The 25,306-nt window shown below is 40.6% G+C and carries 21 protein-coding genes, 1 tRNA gene and 2 pseudogenes; 13 read left to right on the forward strand and 11 right to left on the reverse strand.

Going from position 1 to position 25,306, the window contains the following annotated elements:
* Positions 1–28 precede the first annotated feature (28 nt).
* The 3 genes from L6494_RS16085 to L6494_RS16095 form a co-directional block, all read right to left on the reverse strand.
* Entirely contained in the window at positions 29–2,743 is a 2,715-nt protein-coding gene (locus L6494_RS16085; protein ID WP_237988725.1) for a GAF domain-containing sensor histidine kinase, read from the reverse strand.
* Positions 2,744–3,084: 341 nt separating this feature from the next.
* Positions 3,085–3,576 (reverse strand): NADAR family protein, encoded by a 492-nt coding sequence (locus L6494_RS16090; RefSeq protein WP_237988726.1) that lies wholly within the window; start codon positions 3,574–3,576, stop codon positions 3,085–3,087.
* A gap of 287 nt (positions 3,577–3,863) precedes the next feature.
* Positions 3,864–5,096, reverse strand: a complete 1,233-nt coding sequence (locus L6494_RS16095; protein ID WP_237988727.1) for an RNA-guided endonuclease InsQ/TnpB family protein — start codon at positions 5,094–5,096, stop codon at positions 3,864–3,866.
* A 29-nt stretch (positions 5,097–5,125) separates the two neighbouring features.
* On the opposite strand from L6494_RS16095, the gene L6494_RS16100 reads away from it, so the two are divergent.
* Positions 5,126–5,467 carry a transposase gene (locus tag L6494_RS16100; RefSeq protein WP_237996055.1) on the forward strand — a complete coding sequence of 114 codons (342 nt, stop codon included), beginning with the start codon at positions 5,126–5,128 and terminating at the stop codon, positions 5,465–5,467.
* Positions 5,468–5,802: 335 nt separating this feature from the next.
* Complete coding sequence (gene psb28, locus L6494_RS16105) at positions 5,803–6,174, forward strand: photosystem II reaction center protein Psb28 (protein WP_237988728.1); 372 nt, start codon at positions 5,803–5,805, stop codon at positions 6,172–6,174.
* Between the two features lie 107 nt (positions 6,175–6,281).
* On the opposite strand, the gene dprA is transcribed toward psb28, so the two are convergent.
* A complete protein-coding gene (dprA, locus tag L6494_RS16110) occupies positions 6,282–7,400 on the reverse strand; it encodes a DNA-processing protein DprA (protein ID WP_237988729.1) in 1,119 nt (372 codons plus the stop codon).
* A gap of 76 nt (positions 7,401–7,476) precedes the next feature.
* On the opposite strand from dprA, the gene L6494_RS30970 reads away from it, so the two are divergent.
* From L6494_RS30970 to rpiA, 3 genes are all read left to right on the forward strand, one after another.
* The gene (locus L6494_RS30970) at positions 7,477–7,632 is read left to right on the forward strand and encodes a hypothetical protein (RefSeq protein WP_330911015.1); all 156 of its coding nucleotides are present in this window, start codon (positions 7,477–7,479) and stop codon (positions 7,630–7,632) included.
* Positions 7,633–7,875, forward strand: a complete 243-nt coding sequence (locus L6494_RS30975; RefSeq protein ID WP_330911016.1) for a hypothetical protein — start codon at positions 7,633–7,635, stop codon at positions 7,873–7,875.
* An 86-nt stretch (positions 7,876–7,961) separates the two neighbouring features.
* Positions 7,962–8,672: a ribose-5-phosphate isomerase RpiA gene (gene rpiA / locus L6494_RS16120; RefSeq protein ID WP_237988730.1), complete on the forward strand. Its 711-nt coding sequence runs from the start codon at positions 7,962–7,964 to the stop codon at positions 8,670–8,672.
* Between the two features lie 83 nt (positions 8,673–8,755).
* Here the strand turns inward: rpiA and L6494_RS16125 are convergent, their stop codons facing one another.
* Together L6494_RS16125 and L6494_RS16130 are read right to left on the reverse strand one after the other, a co-directional pair.
* The gene (locus L6494_RS16125; protein ID WP_237988731.1) at positions 8,756–9,019 is read right to left on the reverse strand and encodes a hypothetical protein; all 264 of its coding nucleotides are present in this window, start codon (positions 9,017–9,019) and stop codon (positions 8,756–8,758) included.
* A gap of 238 nt (positions 9,020–9,257) precedes the next feature.
* A complete protein-coding gene (locus tag L6494_RS16130; protein WP_442946962.1) occupies positions 9,258–10,874 on the reverse strand; it encodes a mechanosensitive ion channel domain-containing protein in 1,617 nt (538 codons plus the stop codon).
* Between the two features lie 392 nt (positions 10,875–11,266).
* On the opposite strand from L6494_RS16130, the gene ahcY reads away from it, so the two are divergent.
* The 4 genes and pseudogenes from ahcY to L6494_RS16145 all read left to right on the forward strand — a co-directional run bounded on the left by ahcY (position 11,267) and on the right by L6494_RS16145 (position 13,549).
* A complete protein-coding gene (gene ahcY, locus L6494_RS16135) occupies positions 11,267–12,544 on the forward strand; it encodes an adenosylhomocysteinase (protein WP_237988732.1) in 1,278 nt (425 codons plus the stop codon).
* A 132-nt stretch (positions 12,545–12,676) separates the two neighbouring features.
* A pseudogene (locus tag L6494_RS30870) lies at positions 12,677–12,853 on the forward strand (element excision factor XisH family protein); the annotation flags it as partial.
* Between the two features lie 133 nt (positions 12,854–12,986).
* Positions 12,987–13,229 (forward strand): annotated as a pseudogene (locus tag L6494_RS30875) (element excision factor XisH family protein); the annotation flags it as partial.
* Positions 13,217–13,549 (forward strand): XisI protein, encoded by a 333-nt coding sequence (locus tag L6494_RS16145; RefSeq protein ID WP_237988733.1) that lies wholly within the window; start codon positions 13,217–13,219, stop codon positions 13,547–13,549. The pseudogene L6494_RS30875 and the gene L6494_RS16145, both read left to right, overlap by 13 nt.
* A 529-nt stretch (positions 13,550–14,078) precedes the next feature.
* On the opposite strand, the gene L6494_RS16150 is transcribed toward L6494_RS16145, so the two are convergent.
* The 4 genes from L6494_RS16150 to L6494_RS16165 form a co-directional block, all read right to left on the reverse strand.
* Positions 14,079–16,925 (reverse strand): AAA family ATPase, encoded by a 2,847-nt coding sequence (locus tag L6494_RS16150; protein ID WP_237988734.1) that lies wholly within the window; start codon positions 16,923–16,925, stop codon positions 14,079–14,081.
* 40 nt (positions 16,926–16,965) lie between these two features.
* The gene (locus tag L6494_RS16155) at positions 16,966–18,540 is read right to left on the reverse strand and encodes a serine protease (RefSeq protein WP_237988735.1); all 1,575 of its coding nucleotides are present in this window, start codon (positions 18,538–18,540) and stop codon (positions 16,966–16,968) included.
* 61 nt (positions 18,541–18,601) lie between these two features.
* Positions 18,602–18,913, reverse strand: a complete 312-nt coding sequence (locus L6494_RS16160; protein ID WP_237988736.1) for a CU044_2847 family protein — start codon at positions 18,911–18,913, stop codon at positions 18,602–18,604.
* A 150-nt stretch (positions 18,914–19,063) separates the two neighbouring features.
* A tRNA-Pro gene (locus tag L6494_RS16165) sits at positions 19,064–19,137 on the reverse strand.
* A gap of 185 nt (positions 19,138–19,322) precedes the next feature.
* Here L6494_RS16165 and lipA point away from each other — a divergent pair.
* The 4 genes from lipA to L6494_RS16185 all read left to right on the forward strand — a co-directional run bounded on the left by lipA (position 19,323) and on the right by L6494_RS16185 (position 23,917).
* Positions 19,323–20,216, forward strand: a complete 894-nt coding sequence (gene lipA / locus L6494_RS16170) for a lipoyl synthase (protein WP_237988737.1) — start codon at positions 19,323–19,325, stop codon at positions 20,214–20,216.
* Positions 20,217–20,259: 43 nt separating this feature from the next.
* The gene (locus tag L6494_RS16175) at positions 20,260–21,183 is read left to right on the forward strand and encodes an NAD(P)H-dependent glycerol-3-phosphate dehydrogenase (protein WP_237996059.1); all 924 of its coding nucleotides are present in this window, start codon (positions 20,260–20,262) and stop codon (positions 21,181–21,183) included.
* A 649-nt stretch (positions 21,184–21,832) separates the two neighbouring features.
* Positions 21,833–23,083, forward strand: coding sequence for an RNA polymerase sigma factor SigC (sigC, locus tag L6494_RS16180; protein ID WP_237988738.1), 1,251 nt, complete (start codon positions 21,833–21,835; stop codon positions 23,081–23,083).
* 378 nt (positions 23,084–23,461) lie between these two features.
* On the forward strand, positions 23,462–23,917 hold the full coding sequence (locus tag L6494_RS16185; protein ID WP_190703469.1) for a Fur family transcriptional regulator: 456 nt from the start codon (positions 23,462–23,464) through the stop codon (positions 23,915–23,917).
* A gap of 129 nt (positions 23,918–24,046) precedes the next feature.
* Here the strand turns inward: L6494_RS16185 and L6494_RS16190 are convergent, their stop codons facing one another.
* Positions 24,047–25,294 (reverse strand): peptidoglycan-binding protein, encoded by a 1,248-nt coding sequence (locus L6494_RS16190; RefSeq protein ID WP_237988739.1) that lies wholly within the window; start codon positions 25,292–25,294, stop codon positions 24,047–24,049.
* Positions 25,295–25,306: the final 12 nt, after the last annotated feature.

The following is a 25,306-nucleotide window of genomic DNA, read 5'->3' on the forward strand; positions in this document are numbered from 1 at the left end:
CCGCTATAGTTTAGAAACGCCTACTTTATTATGCGGCAATTTGAATAGGAATCTCAATCCAAAACTCAGTACCCTTGCCAACTTCTGAGACACAATCTATAGTTCCACCATGCTTTTCAACAACAATCTGGTAGCTGATGGCTAGTCCTAATCCTGTACCCTTACCTACTGATTTAGTAGTAAAAAATGGGTCAAAGATACGATTTTTAACTTCCTGGGTCATACCTAGTCCATTGTCTGCAATGCGAATCAAAAGACGGGATTCATTAGGAGATATTTGAGTAGAAATACAAATTTCTGGTTTAATTGACTTATTTTTTGACTCTTGTTCCTCTAAGGCATCAATGGCATTAGACAGAATATTCATAAACACTTGATTCATCTGTCCGGCGTAGCATTCTACTAATGGTAAATCGCCATAATCTTTGATGATTTGAATCCCAGAGAAATTAGCATTGGCTTTGAATCGATGTTGCAATATTAATAAAGTATTATTTAACCCTTCATGGATATCAACTAACTTATTTTCAGATTCATCTAAGCGGGAAAAATTGCGTAATGACAAAACTATAGATCGGATACGGTCTGCACCAACTTTCATCGAAGAGATAATTTTAGGCAAGTCTTCTATAACAAAATCTAAATCTATACTTTCTAGTGCTTGATAAATTTCACTATGCGGTTGAGGATAGTATGTCTGATAAAGTGTTAAAAGTTCTAATAATTGTTGAGTGTATTCCTGAGCATGGCAGAGGTTGCCGTGAATAAAGTTGACAGGGTTGTTAATTTCGTGGGCTACCCCTGCTACTAATTGTCCCAAACTAGACATTTTTTCATTTTGAATCAATTTTGTTTGGGTTTCTTGCAGTTCTATCAAAGTTTTTTCTAACTGTGCAGTTTGGGCTTTAGCTGCATTTTCCGCCAGACAACTTTGTTCGTAAAGTTCAGCTTGATAAATAGCGATCGCAGCTTGATCTGCTAACTGTTGTAATAAATCTATTTCCGCCTCTTGCCAATCTCTGGGCGCATCACATTGATGAGCAATAAGTAATCCCCAAAGTTTTTGACCCATATTAATGGGAACAATTAAGTTAGCTTGTACTTGCAAGCTCTGCAAAAATTCTTGATGACAAGCACTCAAAGAAGCGGTGGCAATATTATTCATTGCTCTGACCCTACCTCGACCATAAAGATGGGTATATTCTTCAGGTAAGCACCCCAAAGGCATTTTGCATCCTAAAACTGAATCCCAATTACCATTTACTTCTTCAACAATTACCTCACCCTTAGATTCACTCAAAATTTGATAAATCAATAGTCGATCTGAATTGAGTAGGGAACGGACTTGCTCAACAATAGTTTGTAGGGTGGTATCTAAATCTAAGCTACGGCGGATTTGTTCGGTAACTTGTTTAATTACCTTGGTAATTAAGAATGATTTCTCCAATTCGGCGGTTTGCTCGTTGACCCGACATTCTAAGTCAATGTTAAGTGTCTGTAGCTGTTGATTGGTGTGCTGCTGTTGAATAGCAACAGCAAAATCAGCAGCCAAGCTTTGTCCTAGAGAAATTTCTGCTGCACTCCATTGGGGTGCTTGGCTTTTTTTTTGCTCACACCACATCTCAAAGGAAAGCTCTGGTAGTCGTTGGCGTTGATTCTGCTCACACCGTCCAGCCCATAAAATTTGTGTGTCCCATTCAGGACGGAAAATACTCATGACTCCGATCAAACGTTGGCGATAGTGTAGAGGCATCACCAATATGCCTCGAATGGGAGTAGACTCAAACGCAAAAGCTAAAATCTGCAAATGCGTTTCCTTGTAAAGGTCAGGAATAGCCCACACATCACCCGGTTGAGATTGATTGATCCAAAATTGCCATACGGGATGTTGTTCAATCAAACTGTTGGTTGATTCGGAGGTGGGACGGGGCTGTTCACCCCACATATATAGTTTTTGAGTTTTATTAATATAAAGCCTGCCACCTGTACCACCTAAAATATTGATAGTTGCTTCTAGGGCTGTCTGCAATTCTATATGGGTTTGCTGATGTAAAAGTGTATTGACATGGTTAATAATGGCTTCTCGTCGTTGTTGGGCGCGAGTTTCAGCCAATAGGTTACTTTGAGCGATCGCGATCGCTACTTGATCAGTAATTTGCTGAACTATTTTCAGTTCCCGCTTTAAAATCGTGCGTGGTTGACTGTGATGTGATACCAACAATCCCCATAGTTCTGGCTGTGTGGATGGTTTTTGCAGGTCAGATAATAGAATTGGCACGACGAAGGAAGACTGTACACCCATCGCCTGTAAGTATTCTAAATGGCATTGATCTACTTGGCGATAGTAGATATTTTGATTTAACTGAGCGGGTATTGAGTCTTGTGATGGTAATGACGATAGCCCAATTGTGCCATTAACTACATCAACAATTGAGCGTTGTTTTGCCAAGAGAAACATCCGTCTCGCTTCTTCGGGGATATCACCTGCGGGAAAATGTAACCCCAATAGAGATGGTAAACGTTGTTCATGAATAGATTCAGCAATGACTTCGCCACTACTATCAGGAGCAAACCGATACACCATTACCCGGTCTGTAGCTAAAAATTCGCGAATTTCCACAACTGTAGCGGTTAATATTTCTTCCAGTTCTAGCGATCGCCTGATTCGGTTGGTGATCCGATATAATAGATTCTCTTGCTCTAAATTTGGCGAAAAACTACTTACTTTATCCGTAAATGTCATTACTTGGTACACCTAAACAAGATAAAATTTTTGCCTCATCTTACCCAACATGAAACTAAAATATTTTTACCCTGACTGACTACTGATATAAAGGTAAAAACTTCAATAATCATTCATCTGATTTTATCTTGTTTATTGGGCTATGAATCCCGTGAAAATATGTAAATAATACAATTTAAATGTTTTTATATTTACCAATGTATAAACCAAAAATAGAGGTTGTTTAATTTTTGCCAAAACAGCTTCACGCCTGAGCGTGCTTTACTGTTAGGCAAAATATCAAACCCTATTCCGACAAGAGAAGAAAGTATAAATTTCTTCTCCAAAATTCGGTCATGAAATTAACCTTTTTCTCCCAAGCAATCAACGGAAAATACGGTTAATAGCTGTAGCTGGCGGAGGTCTTCACGCACACTCATGAGAACTTTACCGAGATGATTTTGACCAGTGTTATCTGCACCACAACCCCAAAAATAATCAGTGGGTGAATTTTCTACTAAAACTTCATTCCCAGTATTCAAAAGAATTTCTCGAATATCCGTATGGGTGAAAAACTTTTTGAACACTGCTTCTCGCATAACTTGGGTTTTGACTAAATCCCAATCTGAGCGTAGTTTGCGGCTACTACATCGACCCAAAGCGGCGGCCTCTTCGGGGGTTGTGGCTGCACGAATGACGGGGATGATGACTGCATCGACACTACCAACAAACTTTTGTGCTTGATAGTAATGCTCTACCGTTGACCAGTAAATACCGTGAATTTCAATACCGTGAGGAGAAAAGTTAGAAAAACAACCGAAAGGTTGCCAAACTTTATAAAAGTAAATGGTCATTTGAAAATTTTTCTTTTATTAATATATCAATTTCTATCTTGAATGTCGCAATTCATCATCCCGTTACAGTCGTAAGACTGTAACGGGATGATGAATTGCGACCAGTATAAAAGCAATTCGCAATGGACTAACGTCCTGCTCCGCTAACGCAATGGACTAACGTCCCGCTCCGCTCTAAGCGCAGCTATGCCGCAGGCTTTACGCAATTAATTCAGCCACCCACAAGGGGTGAGGTTTGTATATGTTAGCCGTCAGTTATCTACTTGAGGCTGAAAGCTAGTATTCACCTAACGTTGACACTCCCCCGCTAACCGCTTGCACGGTGTAGCGGGAGATTCTTGCTTCTCAGAAACACGCTTTTTGGCACAAGTACCAACGAGTCTTACTGCTTCTCCACAAGCTTGGATTTCTGCGTGTCCCGCAGTATTTGTTGACAATATTCTTATCCCTTCTGCCCTCAAGTTCCGTGACGCATTTTCATCTCTGTCATGAGTTGTTTGACAATTTAGACAAGTCCACTCACGGATACTTAAATTCAGGAAATCATTCTTATAACCGCAGCATGAACAAAGCTTTGTACTAGGAAAGAATCTGTCAACTTGGATGAATTTACCTCCCTCTCTCTCTAGTTTGTAGCCGATAAAATTAAGCAGCATACCAAACCCAGCATCATATATTGACTTGGCTAACTTGGTACGGGCTAATCCTTTAACGCAAAGGTTTTCAGCTACTATGACTTGGTTATCATCACATAACTTTCGTGAGAGTTTATGGAGAAAATCTTGTCTGGTATTGGATATTTTTTCGTGAACTTTGGCAACTACTTTAACTGCTTTACGCCTATTGTTAGACCCTTTCACTTTACGAGATAAAGCTTTCTGTCTAATTCGTAGTCGTTGAGCATATTTTCTAGTAGGTTTGATTGGGTCAACTTTGTAACAGGTTTCACCATCAAACACAGTTACTAGACTGTTTAATCCTAAATCAATTCCTGATATCTTACCTTGCGCCTTTGTTATTAAATCTTTAGTCTCAAATAAGATCGCAGCAAAATATTTATCTGTACTTGTCTTAGAAACGGTTACAGATTTAATCTTGCTATTAATATTTTTTGAAAGACTAGCTTTAACGATGCCAAGCTTAGGTAGCTTTAATCCACCATCCTTAATTGAACAACTTTCAGGAAATCGGATTGACTGCTGAGAATGCTTACTTTTGAATTTTGGGAATCCAGTACGTTTAGAGAAAAAGTTTTTAAACGCAGATTCTAAATTTTTGAGTGATTGTTGTAGAACAGCAGCAGTGGGGAAAAGCAGCCATTCATAATCAGCTAGTTTCTTCAATTGGGTAAGGTCTTTAGCCATCTGGCAGTAAGTCATACCTTTACCCGTTTCCTTGTATTGAGTATTAGTTTTATTGAGGTAGAAATTCCAAACAAAGCGGGAACATCCAAAGCTTTTAGCTAAGGATATTTCTTGTTTTTTGTTTGGATAAATTCTGACCTTTAATACATCTAACATCAATATAATTTCGAGAAACTTATGGTAATATACTATTTATCGCTACCCCTTGTCAAAGCAAGTCCAATCATGGTTTAAGGTCTGTTTACAGACTTAACGCTCATATTGTTTTAGTCGTGAAATACCGCCGAAAAGCTATTAATGCAGAAATACTAAACAGGTTAAAAGAAATCATCACAGCCACCCTGAAAAAATGGGATTGTAAATTACTGGAGTTCAATAATCCGCAAAGAGTTCCCTTGGTGGCTAAAAAATACTTCTACAACAAGCCTTACTTTTGGACTGGTGCGTATTTTGTCGCTAGTTGTGGTGGTGTTACGGTTGAACAATTAAAAAATTACGTTGAGAACCAAGCACAACCAAAACATTGATTCGCTGCGCTCAGTTTTATATTGGTCGCAATTCATCTCTCCGGCAAGCTAACGCTGTGCCGGGAGTCCTCTTGCTCCATTAAGATAGAAGCTATTGTCAGCCTCACAAATCAATTAGCTTGGGATGTGGGGTTTTTGGCGTTGGGTGCGCTGCTGGTTATTTTTGGGTGGATAATGGTACAAAAGAATTAAATGACAATCAAGCAAAAGTAAACAGGTAAAGTAAAGAATTATATGACCCCCCTGGTAAAGGGAGACAAGATAGAAATTTTGACTCCCATGACCAATTTTCCATTCCCCATGTGCAATTTTAAATTTTGAATTTTGAATTAATTATGTCCTCAACCACCCCCTCAATTCAGTTTTTTGCAGGCATTTATGAAGAACTTAGTAACGTCAGTTTAAGGCGTGAAGTCCGTACTGGTAAACGCATCGTCATGATGACGTTTGAGCAATTGCAAGCATTGGAAGGATTCAACAGTTTTACAAAACAATCATTAAACGCCTTACTTTTAACTGATGAAGAAGGTGAAATTAGTCTTACCCCGTCTTCGACTCGATTCATTTTTGGGGGTGATGAAGGCGACGAACTCAGGGGGGTAGAGTGTAAAGTTGAAGTTGAGCGCGATGATCATTGGGAACGATTCATGCGTTTTATGCACCGTTATGCTGAGGCTAATGGTATGGAATATGGTGAAAAGTCTTAATGGGGATTGGGGACTGGGGATTGGGGATTGGGGACTGGGGATTGGGGACTGGGGATTGGGGACTGGGGATTGGAGTAAAATTTCTACCTTGTCTCCCTTGTACATTCCTACGCCTTTTGATAACGCATTCCTGGTAACTGTGAAACTAAACCCATTAGTTCTAACTGTAATAAAGCACTAGAAACAGAACCGATATTCATACCTGTTTTCTGCACAAGTAAATCAAAGGGTATCGTATCTACTGTAATCGCATCCATTACTTGTTGTAGTTCTGGTGGTAGGATGGGCAAAATCAACTGTTCAGGGACTGGGGATGTATCAACAGTATCAATTTGTGGTATTGCTCCCAGCATTTTGAGTAATTCATCTAGTTCTTTGAGAATTAAAGATGCTCCTTGACTGATTAATTTTAAACAGCCTTGGGATGGGTAATCATCTATTCTTCCAGGTAGTGCATATACATCTCTACCGAAATCATTTGCATAGGTGGCTGTAATTAAAGCACCAGATTTTAAAGGTGCTTCTATAACTAATATGGCGCGACTTAAACCTGCAATAATTCTATTACGGCGCGGAAAATGAGTGCGATCGGGTGGCGTTTTGGCTGGATATTCACTGACAACTAATCCAGCATTCAAAATCTGTTTGTATAAGTCCCGATTTTTGTGAGGATAAATCACATCTACACCAGTACCAACAACGGCGATTGTCCGTCCTCCAGCTTTCATTGCTGCACTATGACTTTCCGTGTCGATTCCCTCCGCCATCCCAGACACTACTGTAAAGCCATTTTTTGCTAAAGCTGTACTAATTTGGCGAGTCCAACGAATGCCATAATCTGATGGTTGTCTAGTTCCCACAATCCCCACTAGGGGTTTTTGTCCCAGATTTTCTGATAATTCCACCTCACCCCGATAGTACAAAATTGGTGGTGGGCTAGGGGTTTCTAGGAGTAACCGGGGATACTCAGCATCGGCTGGTGTCCAGAAATGGGTATTTTCTTGTTGGTGCTGGATGAGTAATTTTTGTGGATTGAGACGCGATCGCTGTTCTACCACTTTTGCTAATGTTTGTAAACCAAAACCCTCAACTTCCCCCAATTGAAATTTATTAGCATTCCAAGCTGTCGCTAACGTCCCAAAATGCTGCTGTAGTCGTCGCAGCAACACAGGCCCAATCCCCGAAATTTGCGCCCAAGCTAGCCAATATGCGCGTTCTTCTAACACCTTTATCTCCTCGCACCCACTAAGTTAATTGTTCCCAAATTTGGGTATTAGATCAATTCTTGATGTTGGAATGGGGATGATTAAAAAATCCCTCAAAGCTAAGTTAGATGATGTCGATGGTGTCTTTATTGAAGCACCAACCAAGAAGATAAAACCATCTCAAACTTGCCCCAAATGTGGGAATCAGGAAAAGAAATCTTTAGACCAGAGAGTGCATATTTGCAGCAATTGAGTGCATATTTGCAGCAATTGTGGATACACTCAACAGCGTGATATCGCATCATCTGAAGTCTTTTTACTTTGGCACTCAAATCAACTACCTGGGTTTGGAACGAACCTAGTAGGCGCAGATGATTCTAGCTCTACTTCACGTACCCGCAAAACTGCGGGAAGCATGAAGAAACTGGGGGCAAAGAAGCGTCAAAAATCTGGCTCTACTGGTGGGGATGTAGAAACCCCACCCTCAACGAAGTAGGGTGGGGTAGTTCATGTGTTAAGGAATATAGTATAGTCGGCCGTGATAAAGCCTTATATTTAGTCGAAATTTCAGGAGTTTTGGGAATGACAGGAACAACAGACCCCGTTACTTTGATGAAGCAAGAAGTCGGCAAAGCTGCGGCTGCTTTGGTTAAATCAGGTTCAATTGTGGGATTGGGTACAGGTTCAACGACAGCTTACACAATTCAATATTTAGGCGATCGCCTCAAGTCTGGTGAACTGACAGATATTGTCGGTATCCCTACCTCATTTCAGTCTGAGGTATTGGCGAAAAAATACGGCGTTCCTCTCACAACGCTGGACGCTGTAGACCACATTGATATTGCCATTGATGGGGCTGATGAAGTTGACCCCAAAAAAAACTTAATTAAAGGTGGTGGCGCAGCCCATACCCGTGAGAAAGTGGTTGATTACTTGGCTAGTCAATTTATTGTTGTGGTAGACAGTGGAAAGTTAGTAGACCGTTTAGGTTCAGTGTTTGCTGTACCAGTAGAAGTTATCCCAATGGCAATTACCCCTGTCACTAATGCTATTAAGCAACTCGGCGGTAAACCAGAACTGCGTATGGGTGTGAAAAAAGCCGGGCCAGTCATCACCGACCAAGGTAATTTTGTCTTAGATGTGAGATTTGACTCTATTGAAGACCCAGTTAATCTAGAAAAAGTCCTGAATAACATCCCAGGTGTTCTAGAAAATGGTATTTTTGTCAACTGTGCGGATGTAGTTTTAGTTGGCGAAGTTATTGATGGTCAGCCAGTGGTGAGACAACTTTAGGCTAGAAGCAAGAAAGAGACAAGGGAGACAAGGGAGACAAGGGAGAAGTTTTCCCCAGTTTTCCCCAGTCCCCAATCCCCAAATTACGCTGCTTCTCTGAGTTGAGTTGGGACATTCACCTCAGATATTGATAGTGAAAGTTGCTCACATTGAGGTGCGGCGGCTTGTTCTAACACTTGAACTTCAATATTTACGCTGACCAAATAACTGCCGGTATCAGCACCAACTGCTTCAGCAATTAATTTGGCAATATCTGGACGCTTTGCAGTCAGAGGATCTCTTAAGATGCACCGATCCCATTCGTGTTTGGCTGTGGGGTTGAGATTGAGAATGTAATGCTTCATCATTTGACTAGACCCTCTTCCAGAAGACCGTGACATAACCGCTTGGCTGTACTAGGCTTTGTGAATGCTGTACTTATTTTAGTACATTTGTACTAAAATATCCAATAAATTATCCGCAATTGATGGCTGGTTAGGGTGCGTCAGTATGAATAATTTCTGAGTATAGCTAGGTTCTATCACACTGACGCACCCTACAGTTTGGATATTTTTTTATCTTTTCCACATAACCGGAAAAGTCAGCTTAACTAACTTGCCCATTTTCGTGAGAGTTGAGTAACTGCAAGTCATTTACCCAGATTGCTTGTTGTGGTACAGGAATCTGCACTCCGGCTTTATCGAAGGCAATTTTCAGACGACGGCGGTATTCTCGTGCGACATCCCATTGCTTGAGGGGTTGGGTTTTAATCCATACCCGAATCATTAAACCGCGATCGCCAAAATGATCTATACCTAATACTTGGGGTGTTTCGATAATTTGGCGTTTCCATAGTAGGTCTTGATCCATCTCCAAAGCTACGTTTTTAATTATCTGCAAAGCTTCTTCAATATCGGTGTTATAGCCCACGGGAATCGTTAAATCGGCTCTTGACCAACGGCTAGAAAGATTAGCCACTATTTTAACTTCACTATTGGGAATAGTGATCAAGCGTCCTTCTGCATCGCGCAGTTGAGTCATTCGCAAATTGAGATTTTCTACTAAGCCTCCCACATCTCCAACAGCAATCACATCGCCTAGAGCATATTGGTCTTCGATAATAATCAAAAAGCCGTTAATCGCATCTTTAATTAAGTTTTGGGAAGCTAACGACACCGCCACACCCACTAAACCAGCACCGGCTAGCAAGGGAACAATATCTATTCCAAACAAAATCAGCCCCATTAAGATGCCAACTCCTACCCAGATAATGGTGACAATACTTTTAGTCACCCCAGAAAATGTAGAAACTCGTAGTTGTATACGTTCAGAGGTTTCTGAATTAAGTAAAGCACCACTACTAATTAACGTAGAAGTAAACCGGTCAATCAGGGCATAACTCAAACGGATAACTACATAAGTTCCTAGTAACACGACACCGAACTTCAGAGGAATTTGAGCGGCTGCGACAATCCCCACTTGTAGTATGCGTGTATAGGGAAATAAACCCAAAATCGTAAAACTTCCACCGCCCCAAATCCCCGCTTGAGTGAACTGAAACAAGCGTTTCTTGACTTCTTGCAGATGCTGGTGCTGCTGTTGATTTAGTTGAGTTGTAATATTCTGAGCCTTGCGTGTAGTTCGCGGGGCGGGACTCGCTGGATCTTTTTGGGAACGTCGCTGCCAAGTATATACCCCCCAACTAGCTACAATTATGGCTAGTCCAATCCCAGCAGCGATTTTACCTTGGTCGATGAGAAATTCGGTTTGGCGTTCTTGTTTAGCCCGTTCTAAGGCTGTCTTTAAATCTTCAGCGATTTGATCTGCCAAGATTGATGGATCTAACTGTTGTAGTCTGGCATCTGTGGTAGTGACAGTCATCAAGTATTTACCGTTGACTTCAATGATTGGTAATCCGTTGACTGTTCGGGTACTTACCTCAATTTGTTGCTCATCTGATTGAAAAAAGATTTGACTTATATCCGCTAAATTCTTCTGGATATTCTCTAAACGATCAGAGAAATTGCTCTTTGATGCTGCGATCTGGAACAATCGGCGACCATCTAAATATACCCAGTCCGAAATAGTTCTGTTACTAGCATCATTGCCCGTATTGCTAGCAGCTGGTAATTGAGGTAAAAGAGGAATCTGGGCTGTAGCTTTTGGTACAGAAGCAACGGCAACAACCATTGAACCTGCGATCGCCAAAAATTTAACGCGCACTCAAACACCTCCTAATGCTGATAAATTCTCTAGCTATCCTCTACGATTAAATTAAGTAATTGTACCTATCAAAAGTTGAGTTTTTGATTTTCAGTGTAGTTTTGCATGGTGAACTTGTTGTTAGTTAACTGTCTTGAGATAGATGACAATTGACTTCATCTAGCGTGAGTAATAGTTAGAGAAATCTTTGTAATACTCTTACCAAAAATAAAGTTAAAAGAAAAAAGCCAAAGATGCAGTTGACATGAAGCTTATCAACCTTCAGTCTAGTTCAGAGAAGCTTTGACTAGCTGTTTGGTAATTACAGCCAAATTTCCTGAGTCGTGGCATACTCTAGAAGAGCGCGTGTGAAATTACGTAGCTCTTGTTACTTTTTTTGAGGAAACTGTTTAATGACCGCAACATCTCCCCGATTAAAGCACGAGGTTAAAGACCTCGGCCTCGCTCCCTTGGGAAGACAGCGTATTGAATGGGCTGGACGGGAAATGCCAGTTTTACGGCAAATCCGCGATCGCTTCGCCATCGAAAAACCCTTTGCTGGTTTGCGCTTGGTAGCTTGCGCCCACATTACCACAGAAACAGCACACCTAGCGATCGCGCTCAAAGCTGGTGGTGCAGACGCGCTGTTAATTGCGAGTAATCCTTTATCAACTCAAGACGACGTAGCCGCTAGCCTCGTCTTAGACCACGAAATTCCCGTCTTTGCTCAAAAAGGCGAAGATGCAGCCACCTATAACCGCCACGTCCAAATAGCATTAGATCATCGCCCCAACATCATTGTTGATGACGGTAGCGACGTGGTAGCGGAATTAGTTCAACACCGTCAACACCAAATTGCTGATTTAATTGGTAGCACTGAAGAAACTACCACCGGGATTGTGCGTTTACGCGCCATGTTTAAAGAAGGCGTTCTCACCTTCCCCGCAGTCAACGTTAACGACGCTGACACCAAGCACTTCTTTGATAACCGCTACGGTACTGGTCAATCTACCTTAGATGGGATTATCCGCGCTACAAATATTTTGCTAGCGGGTAAGAACGTAGTCGTTGTTGGTTACGGCTGGTGTGGTAAGGGTACAGCCCTCCGCGCCCGTGGAATGGGTGCAAATGTCACCGTGACCGAAATCGACCCCATCAAGGCAATTGAAGCCGTTATGGATGGTTTCCGCGTCCTACCAATGGCGGAAGCTGCATCTATTGGTGATATCTTTATTACTGTGACTGGTAACAAGCACGTCGTTCGGGGTGAACACTTCGATGTCATGAAAGACGGTGCGATCGTTTGTAACTCCGGTCACTTTGATTTGGAACTAGATTTAAAATACTTGGCTGCTAATGCTAAGGAAATCAAGGAAGTCCGTCCTTTCACTGAAGAGTATAAGTTGACAAATGGTAAATCCGTTGTCGTTCTCGGACAAGGACGTTTGATTAACTTAGCTGCTGCGGAAGGACACCCAAGCGCAGTTATGGATATGAGTTTTGCTAACCAAGCTTTGGCTTGTGAATACCTGGTGAAGAATAAGGGTAATTTAGCTCCTGGTTTGCACTCTATTCCTGTTGAGGTTGATCAAGAAATTGCTCGCTTGAAGTTGCAAGCTATGGGTATTTACATTGATAGTTTGACTCCTGAGCAAATTGAGTATATCAATTCTTGGCAGTCTGGTACTTGATACATTGATTAGTTGATTTTTTTGGGGATAGGCTTTCGGGCTTATCCCTTTTTTTTTCTCACGCAGAGGCGCAGAGGCGCGGAGGTGAAGAGAGAGGATATAATAGGACGAAGGCTGTTATTGTAACTTTGTATGTCAGCAAAAGATTTTTTTCACAATGCAGTTCGTTTAGCTTTAGAGAAAGATGGTTGGTTAATTACTGATGATCCGTTATATTTTCGGCTGACAGCATTAGTTAAAATCAGGATAGATTTAGGAGCAGAAAAGTTAATTGGTGCTGAAAAAGATAATCAAAAGATAGCTGTAGAGGTCAAGTCGCTTCGCTCCAATTCAAAATTCAAAATTAAATACCCCACGGATAAATCCGGGGGCTTGAATTAATGCTATTTCACTTTTTTCTTCTCCATAAATAAATTTAGGGGCTTGTATCCTTTTTTCTTTGGTCAAAAGTTTTATAGGACTTTCAGCAATTTCTGAATTTCATACAGCTATTGGTCAATTCTTAAATTATAGGATAGCTTTAGAAACGCAAGACTCTGAAAGAGTATTATATTTAGCCATATCTAAAGATATATATCAAGAATTTTTTACTGATATCTTTATTCAAACTGTTTTAGAAAGATACAATATCAAATTATTAGTTTTTGATATTCAGAAGGAGGAAATAGTGTTATGGAAACATTAGATTATCGGGAGATAGTAAAAAGTATCATCTATAAATATGCAAATGAACAACCAGCAGAAGATTTAGAAAATACTGAAATTGTTTTTGATACAGAACGGGATATTTATTTATTATTGTATGCCGGATGGCGTGATGAAAACAGAATTTACGGTTGTCCCATTCATATGAGTATTAAAGATGGGAAAATTTGGATTCAAAAAGATTTTACAGAAGAAGGAATTGCTAATCAGTTAGTAGATTTAGGTGTGCCGAAATCAGATATTGTTTTAGGTTTTAGATCACCTTATGTTAGGCAATTTACTGGGTTTGCATCGGTTTAAATTTTTAATTCATTATTTTAATCGAAAAATATGCACTCACTTTTGAGGATGAGCAATGAAGCCGTATCACATTAATATTTTCTACAGTAAAGAAGATGAAGTTTATATTGCTGACAAGTAGAACGGCGTAAATAATTAAAGGTTTGTAGTAAGGACTTTAGTCCTAAAATAAGGACTGAAGTCCTTACTACGAACTCTGTCACAATAACTTTATATTACTCAGCAAGCCCTACTTAACATAGTTAGGTTTATTCCCACCGACTTACTTCTTCCTGATTTAAAATATTGCTCAGGATTTGGTTTAACTGAAGAAGAAGCGAAGCACTGCAAGAAGTTCTGAAAGCTAAAGCTACTTAATTAGAAGCGGCGGAAATAGAAGGTAAACCGATTCCAATCGCAGTATTAAGTCTCAAAGAAAGCAGCCAGTTGCAGATACCCTCGAAGTGACTACTCGCCAGGTGGAACGTTTCCTCAAGCAATACTATGATGACCAATTATCAGAATCAGCAGAGGAAGAAATTTACAGCAATCAGCTTTTTAATGCCCTCTCTTTCACCCATTGCTTTAACAGAGGAACTTCAAAATCATATTTTCCATTGATTTCTTGTAAGATATGATAACGTACCAGGCGTTTTAATACCTTTTTCGCAATTGGGGTATTAATAGAAATTAAATTATCTCTCTTGGCAACTTGTAATAATAATTCTTGACCAATTGCTATTTCTTCTGGGTTTGTGCCTGTAAATTCTGTCCAAATATTTGTAAAATAAGGTTCACCAGAAGTAAATGCCTCATTAACAGCAGCTTGCAGGAGTTCAGGAGTAATTAAATCAGTACGGTTAAAGTTAGCTTGATTCACCATTGATGCACCTAATAATTGCAAGCAGTACGGGTGACAATTGGTAAGCTTTAATAGTTCTTCTACAATACCTGTATCGTAACGCATTTTAAAAGCTGGGTCTGGATTCAGCAGTAATTCCTCAGCTTCATTAGGTTCAAGATAGACCATTTCTATCGGCACAACACTAATAAAATAACTACTCCAATTTGGACCTAGTTCTTCTAAAGTTTGCACACCCGAAAAAAGAAAGCCGAGTTGTGCATAATGTTGAATTAAGTGGCGCAGTTGGTCAAATAAACGTAGAGTTAGCTGTCCATTGCAAATGGCAGTGCCTATTTTTTCAAATTCATCAAGGTTGAGAAGGATGCGCCGTTCTCCAATTTGCTCAAGTGCTTCATCTAACCAATCTTCTAAGGTGGTGTAGGGACTAGCTTGAAATTGGGGACGTTTGGGAATATTGGGTAATTGAATGCCTTGACTTTTGCAGTCTTTATGAATTGCACGGACTAAGCCATAACAAAAATCTGATTCTTTGGTAGTGATGGCAGCACTTTGCATATCCAAAAACACGGGGAGGATATCACTAGGAAGCAGGCGAGGTAAGTTATACAAAAATGAAGTTTTGCCACAGCGACGGGGGCCATGTAACACAAGAGTGGGACGATCTCGGTCTAAAACTCGACGGACAACTTTATCAGCAAATCGCTGACGACCTTTAAATAAATCTCTTTGCTCAAGGCGTACCGGATTACCGAATTGAAAGGGATTGATTAGTTCGCCTTGAGAGAGTGTGCGTTGTTTTCTTTGTTCCCCTTTAATAACTATTTGCCAACGTTCTAGTACAGGTTTCCAGCATTTAATTGCTTCGTTGTTCAGTCCCAGTGAAGGTAATTGAAATTGTAACTGAACAAGATTATTATTGATTCGTTCTAATCCTCTTTCTCGTAAGGCTATATTTTTATTTTCGAGAGCAGATTGAATATCTCTAATAATAGTTTGTAACCGAGGAAGTAGGATAGAAAGTTCGGGTTTTACTTTTGGTGAGGGTGTTTCTGTAGTGGAGATATCACTGTCAGAATCAAGGTGATAGAAGGGGGAAATCAGGAAGGGTAAGATAGGATGATCTGAGTCAGCAGTAAAAAGTAGTTTTGGGATATTTTGAATTGGCTGGAGTTGGTCAGCGACAATTTGCGGTAAGGCATTTTGCAACGTTATTTGTAATCCTGGTAAGGAAAAATTTTGGGTATATTGAAAGATGTTTAAAGCTTGTTGCGGATTGCTACGAAAAGCGGAAATGAAAAGTTGCTCGTGATTAGGTAATGGTAAAGGTAGTTGGAGGAGTTCACTGGTATAGGGAGGTAAGCATTGAAGTAATTGCAATGCTTGAGGACGGAGGCGATTAATAATTGATGTGAAAAAACTGAAAGGAACGAAGAAAAAATATTCGATGATTCTGTAATAGCTAACTAAGGTTACGGGTATAACTAATGCTGATAGCCATCCTAAATTTTGGGCAGAAAGAGCTATTAATATCACTGTAGCAGTGACAAAAATTATATTGTTTTTTGTTGATGTAAGAGCAAAGGCTATTAAAGCTGCAAAAGCTAAAAACCAAGGAAGTGGTAAAGTAGCTCCTCCCGCCACGACGAACGCCACGACTCCCGCCACGACTCCCGCCACGATTCCCGCCACGACGACCGCCACGACTCCCGCCACGACTCTCGCCACGACTCTCGCCACTCTTCCCGCCACGACGACCGCCACGATTCCCGCCACGACTCCCGCCACTCTTCCCGCCACGACGACCGCCACGACGACCGCCACGACGACCGCCACGACTCCCGTCACGACTCCCGCCACGACGACCGCCACTCCGGCCTCATCATCACTATCTACAATATTTCCTCTCAATAAAAATAGAAAAAAGCCTATGATTATAGTTAAGAACAGTGGAAACAACCAGTTTTGAGCAGCTAACCATCCTCCTAACATCACACTGATTGTTCCTCCTAGCACCATCGCATTACGAGCCTGGGAAAGATTTTTTTGTTTGAAAAAAAATAAAACTAACCAAGTAGTTAATGATAAGGATATTCCTAAAACTGCAAGAGATATGTCAATTTGAGGTAAAGGAGGTAAAAGTTTGATAGCTTCGGTTAATCCATCTAACCAGCTATTAGGTGGTTGCAATATGACTATCCACCACAACCAAGGGATGACAAGTCCTACAGGCAGAAAAAAAACTGCTATTACATAAGCAATTAAGATTACACAAGGTAACTGCAACCAATCTAGCAATTGATTACTTGTAATTAGTCTAAAAATCAGAGGAATATTAAAAATAAATATTATTGATAGATACTGACTAATAAATCGAAAATGTCCAAAACCTAAAATATTTGCAAAACTTGTATCTGGTTTGTGTCCGTTTTCTTTCTTTTGAGGACACCATTCATTCATGCGTTGCTGAAGTCTGGAAGGACAAAACATTGCCCACCAAAACAATTCCCAAGTTTCCCTTAAAAACAGTAACATTTTATTTTAAATTTGATAGTAAAATTGTTGATTTTTTGCTTTATCTTTGAGCTTTCACAAATTCTGCAAACACACTACTAAATAAACCCCCATCCTCCCTTAATAAACCATGACGCTGAAGCCTATCTACAATTGCTGGAGTAGGAAAAGGTAAATTACCTCCTCCTAATTGATAACGCAATGCTAAACGTTCAACTTCAGTTAAATCTTTCCACAGTTCCTCAAAACGAGGCTGTGCCTGAAAAATAAACTCATTTTTAGCGTTTTCTTGATTCTCATATTGCCAAAACATCGCCCCTGCCATCTGCACATAGTAGGGCAATCCCCCTGCCATATTATCTACCCATTCTAAAAGAGCAGAGTTAGGCGTAAATCCTTTCTGGATGATACTTTGCCAAGCTTCATCCTCTAATGTTCCTAAAATAGTTGTACTGAAAATATTGGCGAAAGGAGAACCCAGACTTAAAGTTTCGTAAACCTCAGTCAGAGGGCGTTTGCTGGCAATAACCATTGTTAATAACCCCGCAGAAGCTTTAGAACGCCAATCTTCACCCCAATCCTGAAACAATTCTAATCTTTCTTTTTTACTAGCAATGGCTTCAAATTCATCTAATAAAATAATTAAACGATACCCTTCATCTACTAACACCTGTAAGCCATCTTCTACTGCAAAGCCATCTTCATTATCTTCCTTTGACCAAGGAAAACTTCCTGTTAGTTTCTGAATTCCTCGCCTTAAACCTTCAATAATCCCCTCTGGAGTATGAAAATTTCGATTTGTTAAATCTAAGGCAACAACTAAAGGCTTTTGTGCTGGGGAACAAAATTCGTTGATTCTTTCTTTGATATATCGCAGTAGAGAAGATTTTCCATTGCGTCGCAATCCTACCAAGTTGAGACATTGAGGACTAATAGCACCAATACGATTTTTAATCTCTAAAATCTCTCTCTTCCTGCCGTAAAACCTTTGTGGAGGAACAGGAGAACCATATTCAAAGGGATTTTCACCTTTGGATTTTTGTTGATGAAATTCTTTATTCTGTTGGAAAATCTCTGGAAATTTTTCTTTAATAAGTTGAGCCGAAACAGCCCTTCCCCCTAAGTCATTATCTTCATCACGAGAAAGATGCACAACACCACATACCTTTCCTGTTCGCAAATTTAGCAAAGGCGAACCACTAAAGCCAGAAATAACTTGCCCTTGCTTTAATTTATAGAGAGTAATATCCTGTTTAAAACTTATTCCTTCATATTTAAAACTTGCCGAATCTCCTTGAGAATAATCAACTTCGCTATTCTTGGGATAACCAAAAATATATAAATCATCGTTGAGATTAGGTTCTGCACTATCCAATTCAACGCAGGGATGAAGCAAACTATCTTCTTGTAATTTCAGTAAAGCTAAATCAATAGGATATTTGCAGAATTGTGTAACTTTAGCTGTGTAATTCTGGTTTTCTGCTTTCCAGAATACCTGCATTGGGTTATCTTTCGCAGATTCAACGACATGGGCGCAGGTGAGTATCCAATTTGGCGCAATAAAAAAACCTGTTCCTTGACTACCAGCTACATTCAAGCGCACTGTACAGCATTGCAATTCATCTTTATTGGTCATTAATTGCTCTCACCTAGCATCTTTATAAAAAAGATTACAATAACTGTGAGGTAATTAAATGTTATTTACCCCATTCCATCGTAATTTCTAGGTTAGCTGTGCCTGTTCCTTTGACAATTAAAGCAGTTAGTTGTCCTGACTCAACTCCAATTTGTAAACCTAGTTTGACACTAAATTTATCTGGTTTGACTGTCTCACCAATATCTTTTAATGTACCGGCAACATCTTCAGCAATGGATTTAATTATTTCTGTTGCTTGTTGAAAGACTCTGATTTCAGCAGAAACAGGTTGTTCCCCTATAGGTGTAACCTCTACGTTAATTATTCTGCCGTCAGAAAGTTTAAGGGGGACAATTTTGGTTTTCTCCGCCATACTTAATTTTTCCTGTTAATTTTTATGCTGTAGTTTTTGTAAAAAGATAGACTGAGTATAATAAGTAACGCATATTCGTTCTAGTAATACAGACGCAGGTTCATCATCAATTTGCGAATTGCGACGAATAATGTGCGAATGTACAACAAATCGGGATGACTGGATTCGAACCAGCGGCCCCTTCGTCCCGAACGAAGTGCGCTACCAAGCTGCGCCACATCCCGTAAATTTAGACATATGCCTAAACATAGCACAAATTAGGACTAATACTAAAAATTTGATTAGCCCAAGTCTTTAGCTCAAAGTAGATGTGGTCTTTAGGTTTGCTGCTTCTGAAAGCTGATGAATTCAGCGAAGGATTTGCTTGCTAGGATTAGATTTATAAAACTTTTAGTGGTAAGAGTGGATTGTGACTGTTAAACCAGACTGGTTACGAGTTAAAGCACCCCAATGGGAGCGCGTTGGCAATGTTAAAGAGATTTTACGCGATTTAGCACTGAATACAGTTTGTGAGGAAGCTTCTTGTCCAAATATTGGCGAATGCTTCCAAGCAGGTACAGCTACATTTTTGATTATGGGGCCGGCTTGCACTCGTGCTTGTCCTTACTGTGATATTGACTTTGACAAAAAACCCAAAGCTTTAGACCCCACAGAACCATCACGGTTAGCAGAAGCTGTACGCCGGATGAAACTTAATCATGTGGTGATTACCTCTGTTAACAGAGATGACTTAGCAGATGGTGGTGCTACTCAATTTGTGCGGTGCATTGAAGCAGTGCGGACAGTTTCACCACACACCACAATAGAGGTACTGATTCCTGATTTATGTGGTAACTGGGATGCTTTAAAGATAATTCTGCAAGCTGCACCAGAGGTATTAAATCACAATACCGAAACAGTACCAAGTTTATATCGACGGGTGCGACCCCAAGGGAACTACGATCGCAGTATAGAATTACTCAAACTAAGCCGCCAAATAGCCCCTTGGGTGTACACTAAATCTGGGATTATGGTTGGACTTGGTGAAACCGATGCCGAAATTCGGCAAGTTATGCAAGACCTACGCTCTGTAGATTGTGATATCTTGACCATTGGACAATACTTGCAACCCAGTCAAAAACACTTGCAAGTACAAGGTTTTATCACTCCAGAACAATTTGCTTCATGGCAAGCTTACGGTGAAGAGTTAGGATTTTTACAAGTTGTATCATCCCCATTGACCAGAAGTTCTTACCATGCTGAACAAGTGCGAGAACTTATGAAGCTTCACCCACGAAAGAGAGTGCTGAGTATTGAGTCGTGAGTATTTTGAATTTTGAATTTTGAATTTTGAATTCCTAAGAGTAGTGCAAGGAAATACAGTAGCAATTTTGGGTGCAGGTGCTTGGGGTGCAGCTTTGGCGAAGCTAGCAGCAGAAAACGGTCATAGGGTGCGTGTGTGGTCACGCCACGGATCTGCAACATTGGCAGATGTTCTACAAGATGCTCAAATAGTTCTGTCTGCTATCTCCATGAAAGGGGTGAGAGAAGTTGCATCTCAAGTACATTCTTTCACCCCTTCACTAGAAACTATATTTGTGACGGCGACAAAAGGACTAGAACCAGAAACGATCTGTACGCCTTCACAAATTTGGCAATCAACATTTCCTGAAAATCCCGTAGTTGTGCTGTCGGGGCCGAATTTATCTAAAGAAATTGAACAGTCATTACCAGCCGCCACGGTGGTAGCCAGTCGTGAACCTACAGCCGCCGAAACGGTGCAGCTGGTATTTTCTTCCTCTCGGTTTCGAGTTTATACCAATCCTGATCCGGTGGGAGTGGAACTAGGTGGGACACTCAAGAATGTGATGGCGATCGCAGCTGGGGTTTGTGATGGCTTACATTTAGGAACTAATGCCAAAGCCGCTTTAGTGACTCGCGGACTCACAGAAATGGTTCGCATTGGCAACTGCTGGGGTGCGAAAATGGAAACCTTTTATGGTTTATCTGGTCTAGGAGACCTGTTAGCTACCTGTAATAGTCCTTTAAGTCGTAATTACCAAGTTGGCTATCAGCTAGCTGGTGGTAATTCACTTGCAGAAATTCTCGCTAAGTTACCAGGAACTGCCGAAGGGGTTAATACTTGTCAGGTGTTAGTACAACTAGCTAGGCAAAAAAATATAGTTATCCCGATTACCGAGCAAGTTTATCGATTATTACAAGGTGAAGTCACTCCCGAACAAGCCCTTGATGAACTTATGTTGAGAGATATTAAAGCAGAGTACGAGTAGATAGGGGACAGGGGACAGGGGACAGGTGACAGGTGACAGGGGACAGGTGACAGGTGACAGGGGGACAGCTTATATATTTTTAAGCTAAACCTATACATTGCTAGGAGGAAATATGAAGACAGGTTGAGTGAATGCTAACTAAGTGTGAAGTGTTGATGAAAAAGTGCTAACTGTGAACAATTTAATAATTGAAAGTATCACTTGTAACAGACTACTCAAGCACCTATGATCATCTATATACCTTGATTTATTCCCAAAAAATCCCTAGAAAAAATTAGAAAATCGTCAGGAAATCACTTTCATATCCATGTAGATGTGACTATACCGATGAGGAATATGATTTCCACTGAAATATGTTTATACAAAATACCAAAGTAGCAATTAATATCTATCAATGTTGAAATGCTGACTCGGTAGTTCGGAATTTAAAGCCTGATTGTGTACTTGAATAGCTATTGGTTCAATCAAAAGTTCAGCAGCCGAGTCTAGTTCGGTTTTCATGCTTGACAGAGAACCAGTAAATTGTTTCGCAAAAAAAACATTACTGGAATTCTCAACCGTGTTAGTTAATCTAAAATCACGGGAACAATAGCAACAGTTAAATAGCTGACCGCAATCTATTGTTACCTGGAGCCATAGAGACGATTTTATGCCAGCAACATCTTTTTACGCAGATGCCGCCTACAACACCCAAAAATCCCGCCAGGCTTTAGATCCTGATCTTACGGCTGATGACGGTGAATTTTCGGTGGACGATCTCCAAGAGTTGGAAATCGCTGCTGCTGATCCCAATAACTTTGCTGCTAACGGTAACCGCCGCAGTACAGACTTAGTACGTCTATATCTTCAAGAGATAGGCCGAGTTCGGTTGTTAGGACGCGATGAAGAGGTTTCCGAAGCCCAAAAAGTCCAGCGTTACTTAAGATTGCGGATAGTGCTAGCCAATGCAGCCAAACAAGGAGATGCAGTAGTTACCCCTTATCTCAACTTAATTGAAGTTCAGGAACGTTTAACATCAGAGTTAGGACACCGCCCTTCTTTGGAACGGTGGGCTAGTACGGCTGGTGTTCAGGTATCTGACCTTAAGCCGATTTTGTCAGAAGGTAAGCGTCGTTGGGCAGAAATTGCCAAATTGACTGTAGAAGAATTAGAGAAGGTTCAATCTAACGGTCTACACGCAAAAGAACACATGATCAAGGCTAATTTGCGCTTGGTTGTGTCCGTTGCTAAGAAGTATCAAAATCGCGGTTTGGAATTATTGGATTTAGTCCAAGAAGGAACTCTTGGTTTAGAACGGGCTGTAGAAAAATTTGACCCTACCAAGGGATACCGCTTTAGTACCTATGCTTACTGGTGGATTCGTCAAGGAATTACGAGAGCGATCGCAACTTCTAGCCGCACGATTCGCCTTCCAGTTCACATCACAGAAAAACTTAACAAAATTAAAAAAGCTCAACGCAAAATTGCTCAAGAAAAAGGTCGCACTCCTACTTTAGAAGACCTAGCAATTGAGTTAGAAATGACACCGACTCAAGTGCGGGAAGTTTTGTTGAGAGTACCTCGTTCTGTTTCTTTAGAAACTAAAGTCGGTAAAGATAAAGATACCGAGTTAGGCGAATTATTAGAGACCGACGGTGTTACCCCTGAAGAAATGTTAATGCGAGAATCTTTACAAAGAGACTTGCAAAATTTGTTAGCAGATTTAACCACCCGTGAACGGGATGTGATTCTGATGCGGTTTGGTTTGGCTGATGGTCATCCTTACTCATTAGCAGAAATTGGCCGCGCCCTTGATTTATCACGGGAACGAGTCCGCCAAATTGAATCTAAGGCTTTACAGAAGCTGCGCCAACCCAAGCGTCGCAACCTCATCCGCGACTATTTAGAGTCGTTGAGTTAGTTGAAATAGTCAATAGTCAACAGTCAATAGTTAATGCTTAATAGTAAACAAAATCTCAACTATAGATTGTTGACTCTGGACTATTTATCAGCTAGGAAGAAAAGTGCAAAACTCCGTATTTTTAAATCAGAGATGTAGCGTAAACGGTAAATTTATTTGCCGTTTTAAGAAAGTTTGGCAATTAGTGATAACATTATCTCATCAGCCATTTTGGCAGATATCCTAACAGTAGGGATCATAAATTATTAGATCCATCTTCTCAAACTCATCAATTATTTTTAAAATTTAATAAATATTCGCAATAAGCAACAGTTGTTGCCAATGACTCCAAATATTTGCTATATTCTCAATTAATAAGCTTTGTTGAGAAAAATTAGTATGACTGTCTACACAAATACGTCACTCAAGGCTGAATTAAACGAACGTGGTTGGCGTTTAACTCCCCAAAGAGAAACTATATTACACATTTTTCAAGAACTCCCTCAAGGCGAACATTTGAGTGCTGAGGATTTATATCACCGCTTAGAAGGTGAAGGTGAAGGGATTAGCCTTTCAACTATCTACCGGACTTTGAAGTTGATGGCGCGGATGGGCATCTTAAGGGAACTTGAACTCGGAGAAGGGCATAAGCACTACGAAATCAACCAACCTTATCCCCATCATCATCATCACTTGATTTGTGTGCGTTGCAACTCAACCATTGAGTTCAAAAATGACTCAATTTTAAAAATTGGGGCTAAAACTGCTCAAAAGGAAGGTTTCCACCTACTTGACTGTCAAATGACAATCCATGCAGTATGCCCCAAGTGCCAACGGGCGTTGATGCCGCTTTAGCCCCAAGTACCGCTACGCGGAAGTCAAAAAGCTTATAGCATAGGCTGTTCAGTTATTTAGAATTGTTGCTGCTATTCGGAGGTAAATTACCTGTTACTGACTTACACTGAGCAAATGCTGAAGCGGGTGCTAAAAGCGTCCGCTTCTAACATCAGTGAGGCTGATACCATAAAATTCCTGTGCTTGCTTGATAGCTTTTTTGGTATCTTCTGCCATTAAGCCATTTAATTGGCCTTTATAAAATCCTCTTGCTTGCAGTCGTCTTTGGATCTCTAAAACACTAAAATCACTTTTCGGTGTTTTAGTAACTAAGTTATGTAATTTAGCTCTGGTAGTAGGCCCAGCAATCCCACTGACAGCTAAATAATTACCGGCTTGAAATCTTTTTACTGCATCTGCGGTGTAAGAACCAAAGTAGCCGTTGGGTTGTCCTTGTAAATACCCGGCTTGAATTAACTGTTCTTGCAGCACTCGGACTCCTTCGCCGCGATCGCCTAGACGGAGTTGATCTTTATTCGCCGCTTGCGGAGGCTGAGAAGTTCTACCACCTACACCCAGTGGGGGTAATTTTGCCGTTGTTGCGGGGCCAACAATGCCGTCACTATCCAATTTATAAGCTGATTGAAACCTTTTTACAGATTCTTCAGTGATCGGCCCAAAAATGCCGGTAGCGTTACCGTAATAAAATCCTGCTACTCGCAAACGTTCTTGCAAAACTCTCACCTCTTCACCTTCATCGCCTTTACCTAAATAGTTGGGGCTTTGACGCTTCTTAGTGACTGAATTAGCGACTACAGTTTGTTTTGGTTTTGTACTGGTAGTAGCATTGCTGCGAGTTTGTGTATTAGCAGTGCTAGTTTGTTTTGGTTTTGTACTGGTAGTAGCGTTGCTGCGAGTTTGTGTATTAGCAGTGCTAGTTTGTCTCAGTGTCGTTTGATTACTGACAAAAGTAGCTGTTGGCGGTTGGCTAATTACAGTAGCTCCACGCCAACTATCTAATTTTTCTAAGGTGCTAGCCCCGACAATACCATCAACAGGCAAACCTGCGGCTTGTTGAAAACGCCGCACAGCGTCTTCTGTGGGAAAGTCATAGACTTGAGTAATGGGTGCTTGATAAAAACCTGCGTTTTGCAGTTTTTGTTGGATATTTCTGACAGAAGGGCCTTGATCTCCTCTTTCTAATGCCCAGACACTACTAACGCTACCAAGAACTGATAGTGTCAGAGCAAGGGGTAGCATATACTTCCAAGCCTTACTAGACAAACGTTTCCAGTCGGGTAGAGTCGCTTTATCTAGTAATGGGTCAAAAGAAACTAACTCATTGGCTTCGTTACCTTCGTAGGCGAAAGCTAGATGTAAATACGCGATGTTGTCCATAATTCCTACACC

Source organism: Nostoc sp. UHCC 0870 (assembly GCF_022063185.1).
Lineage (GTDB): Bacteria > Cyanobacteriota > Cyanobacteriia > Cyanobacteriales > Nostocaceae > Trichormus.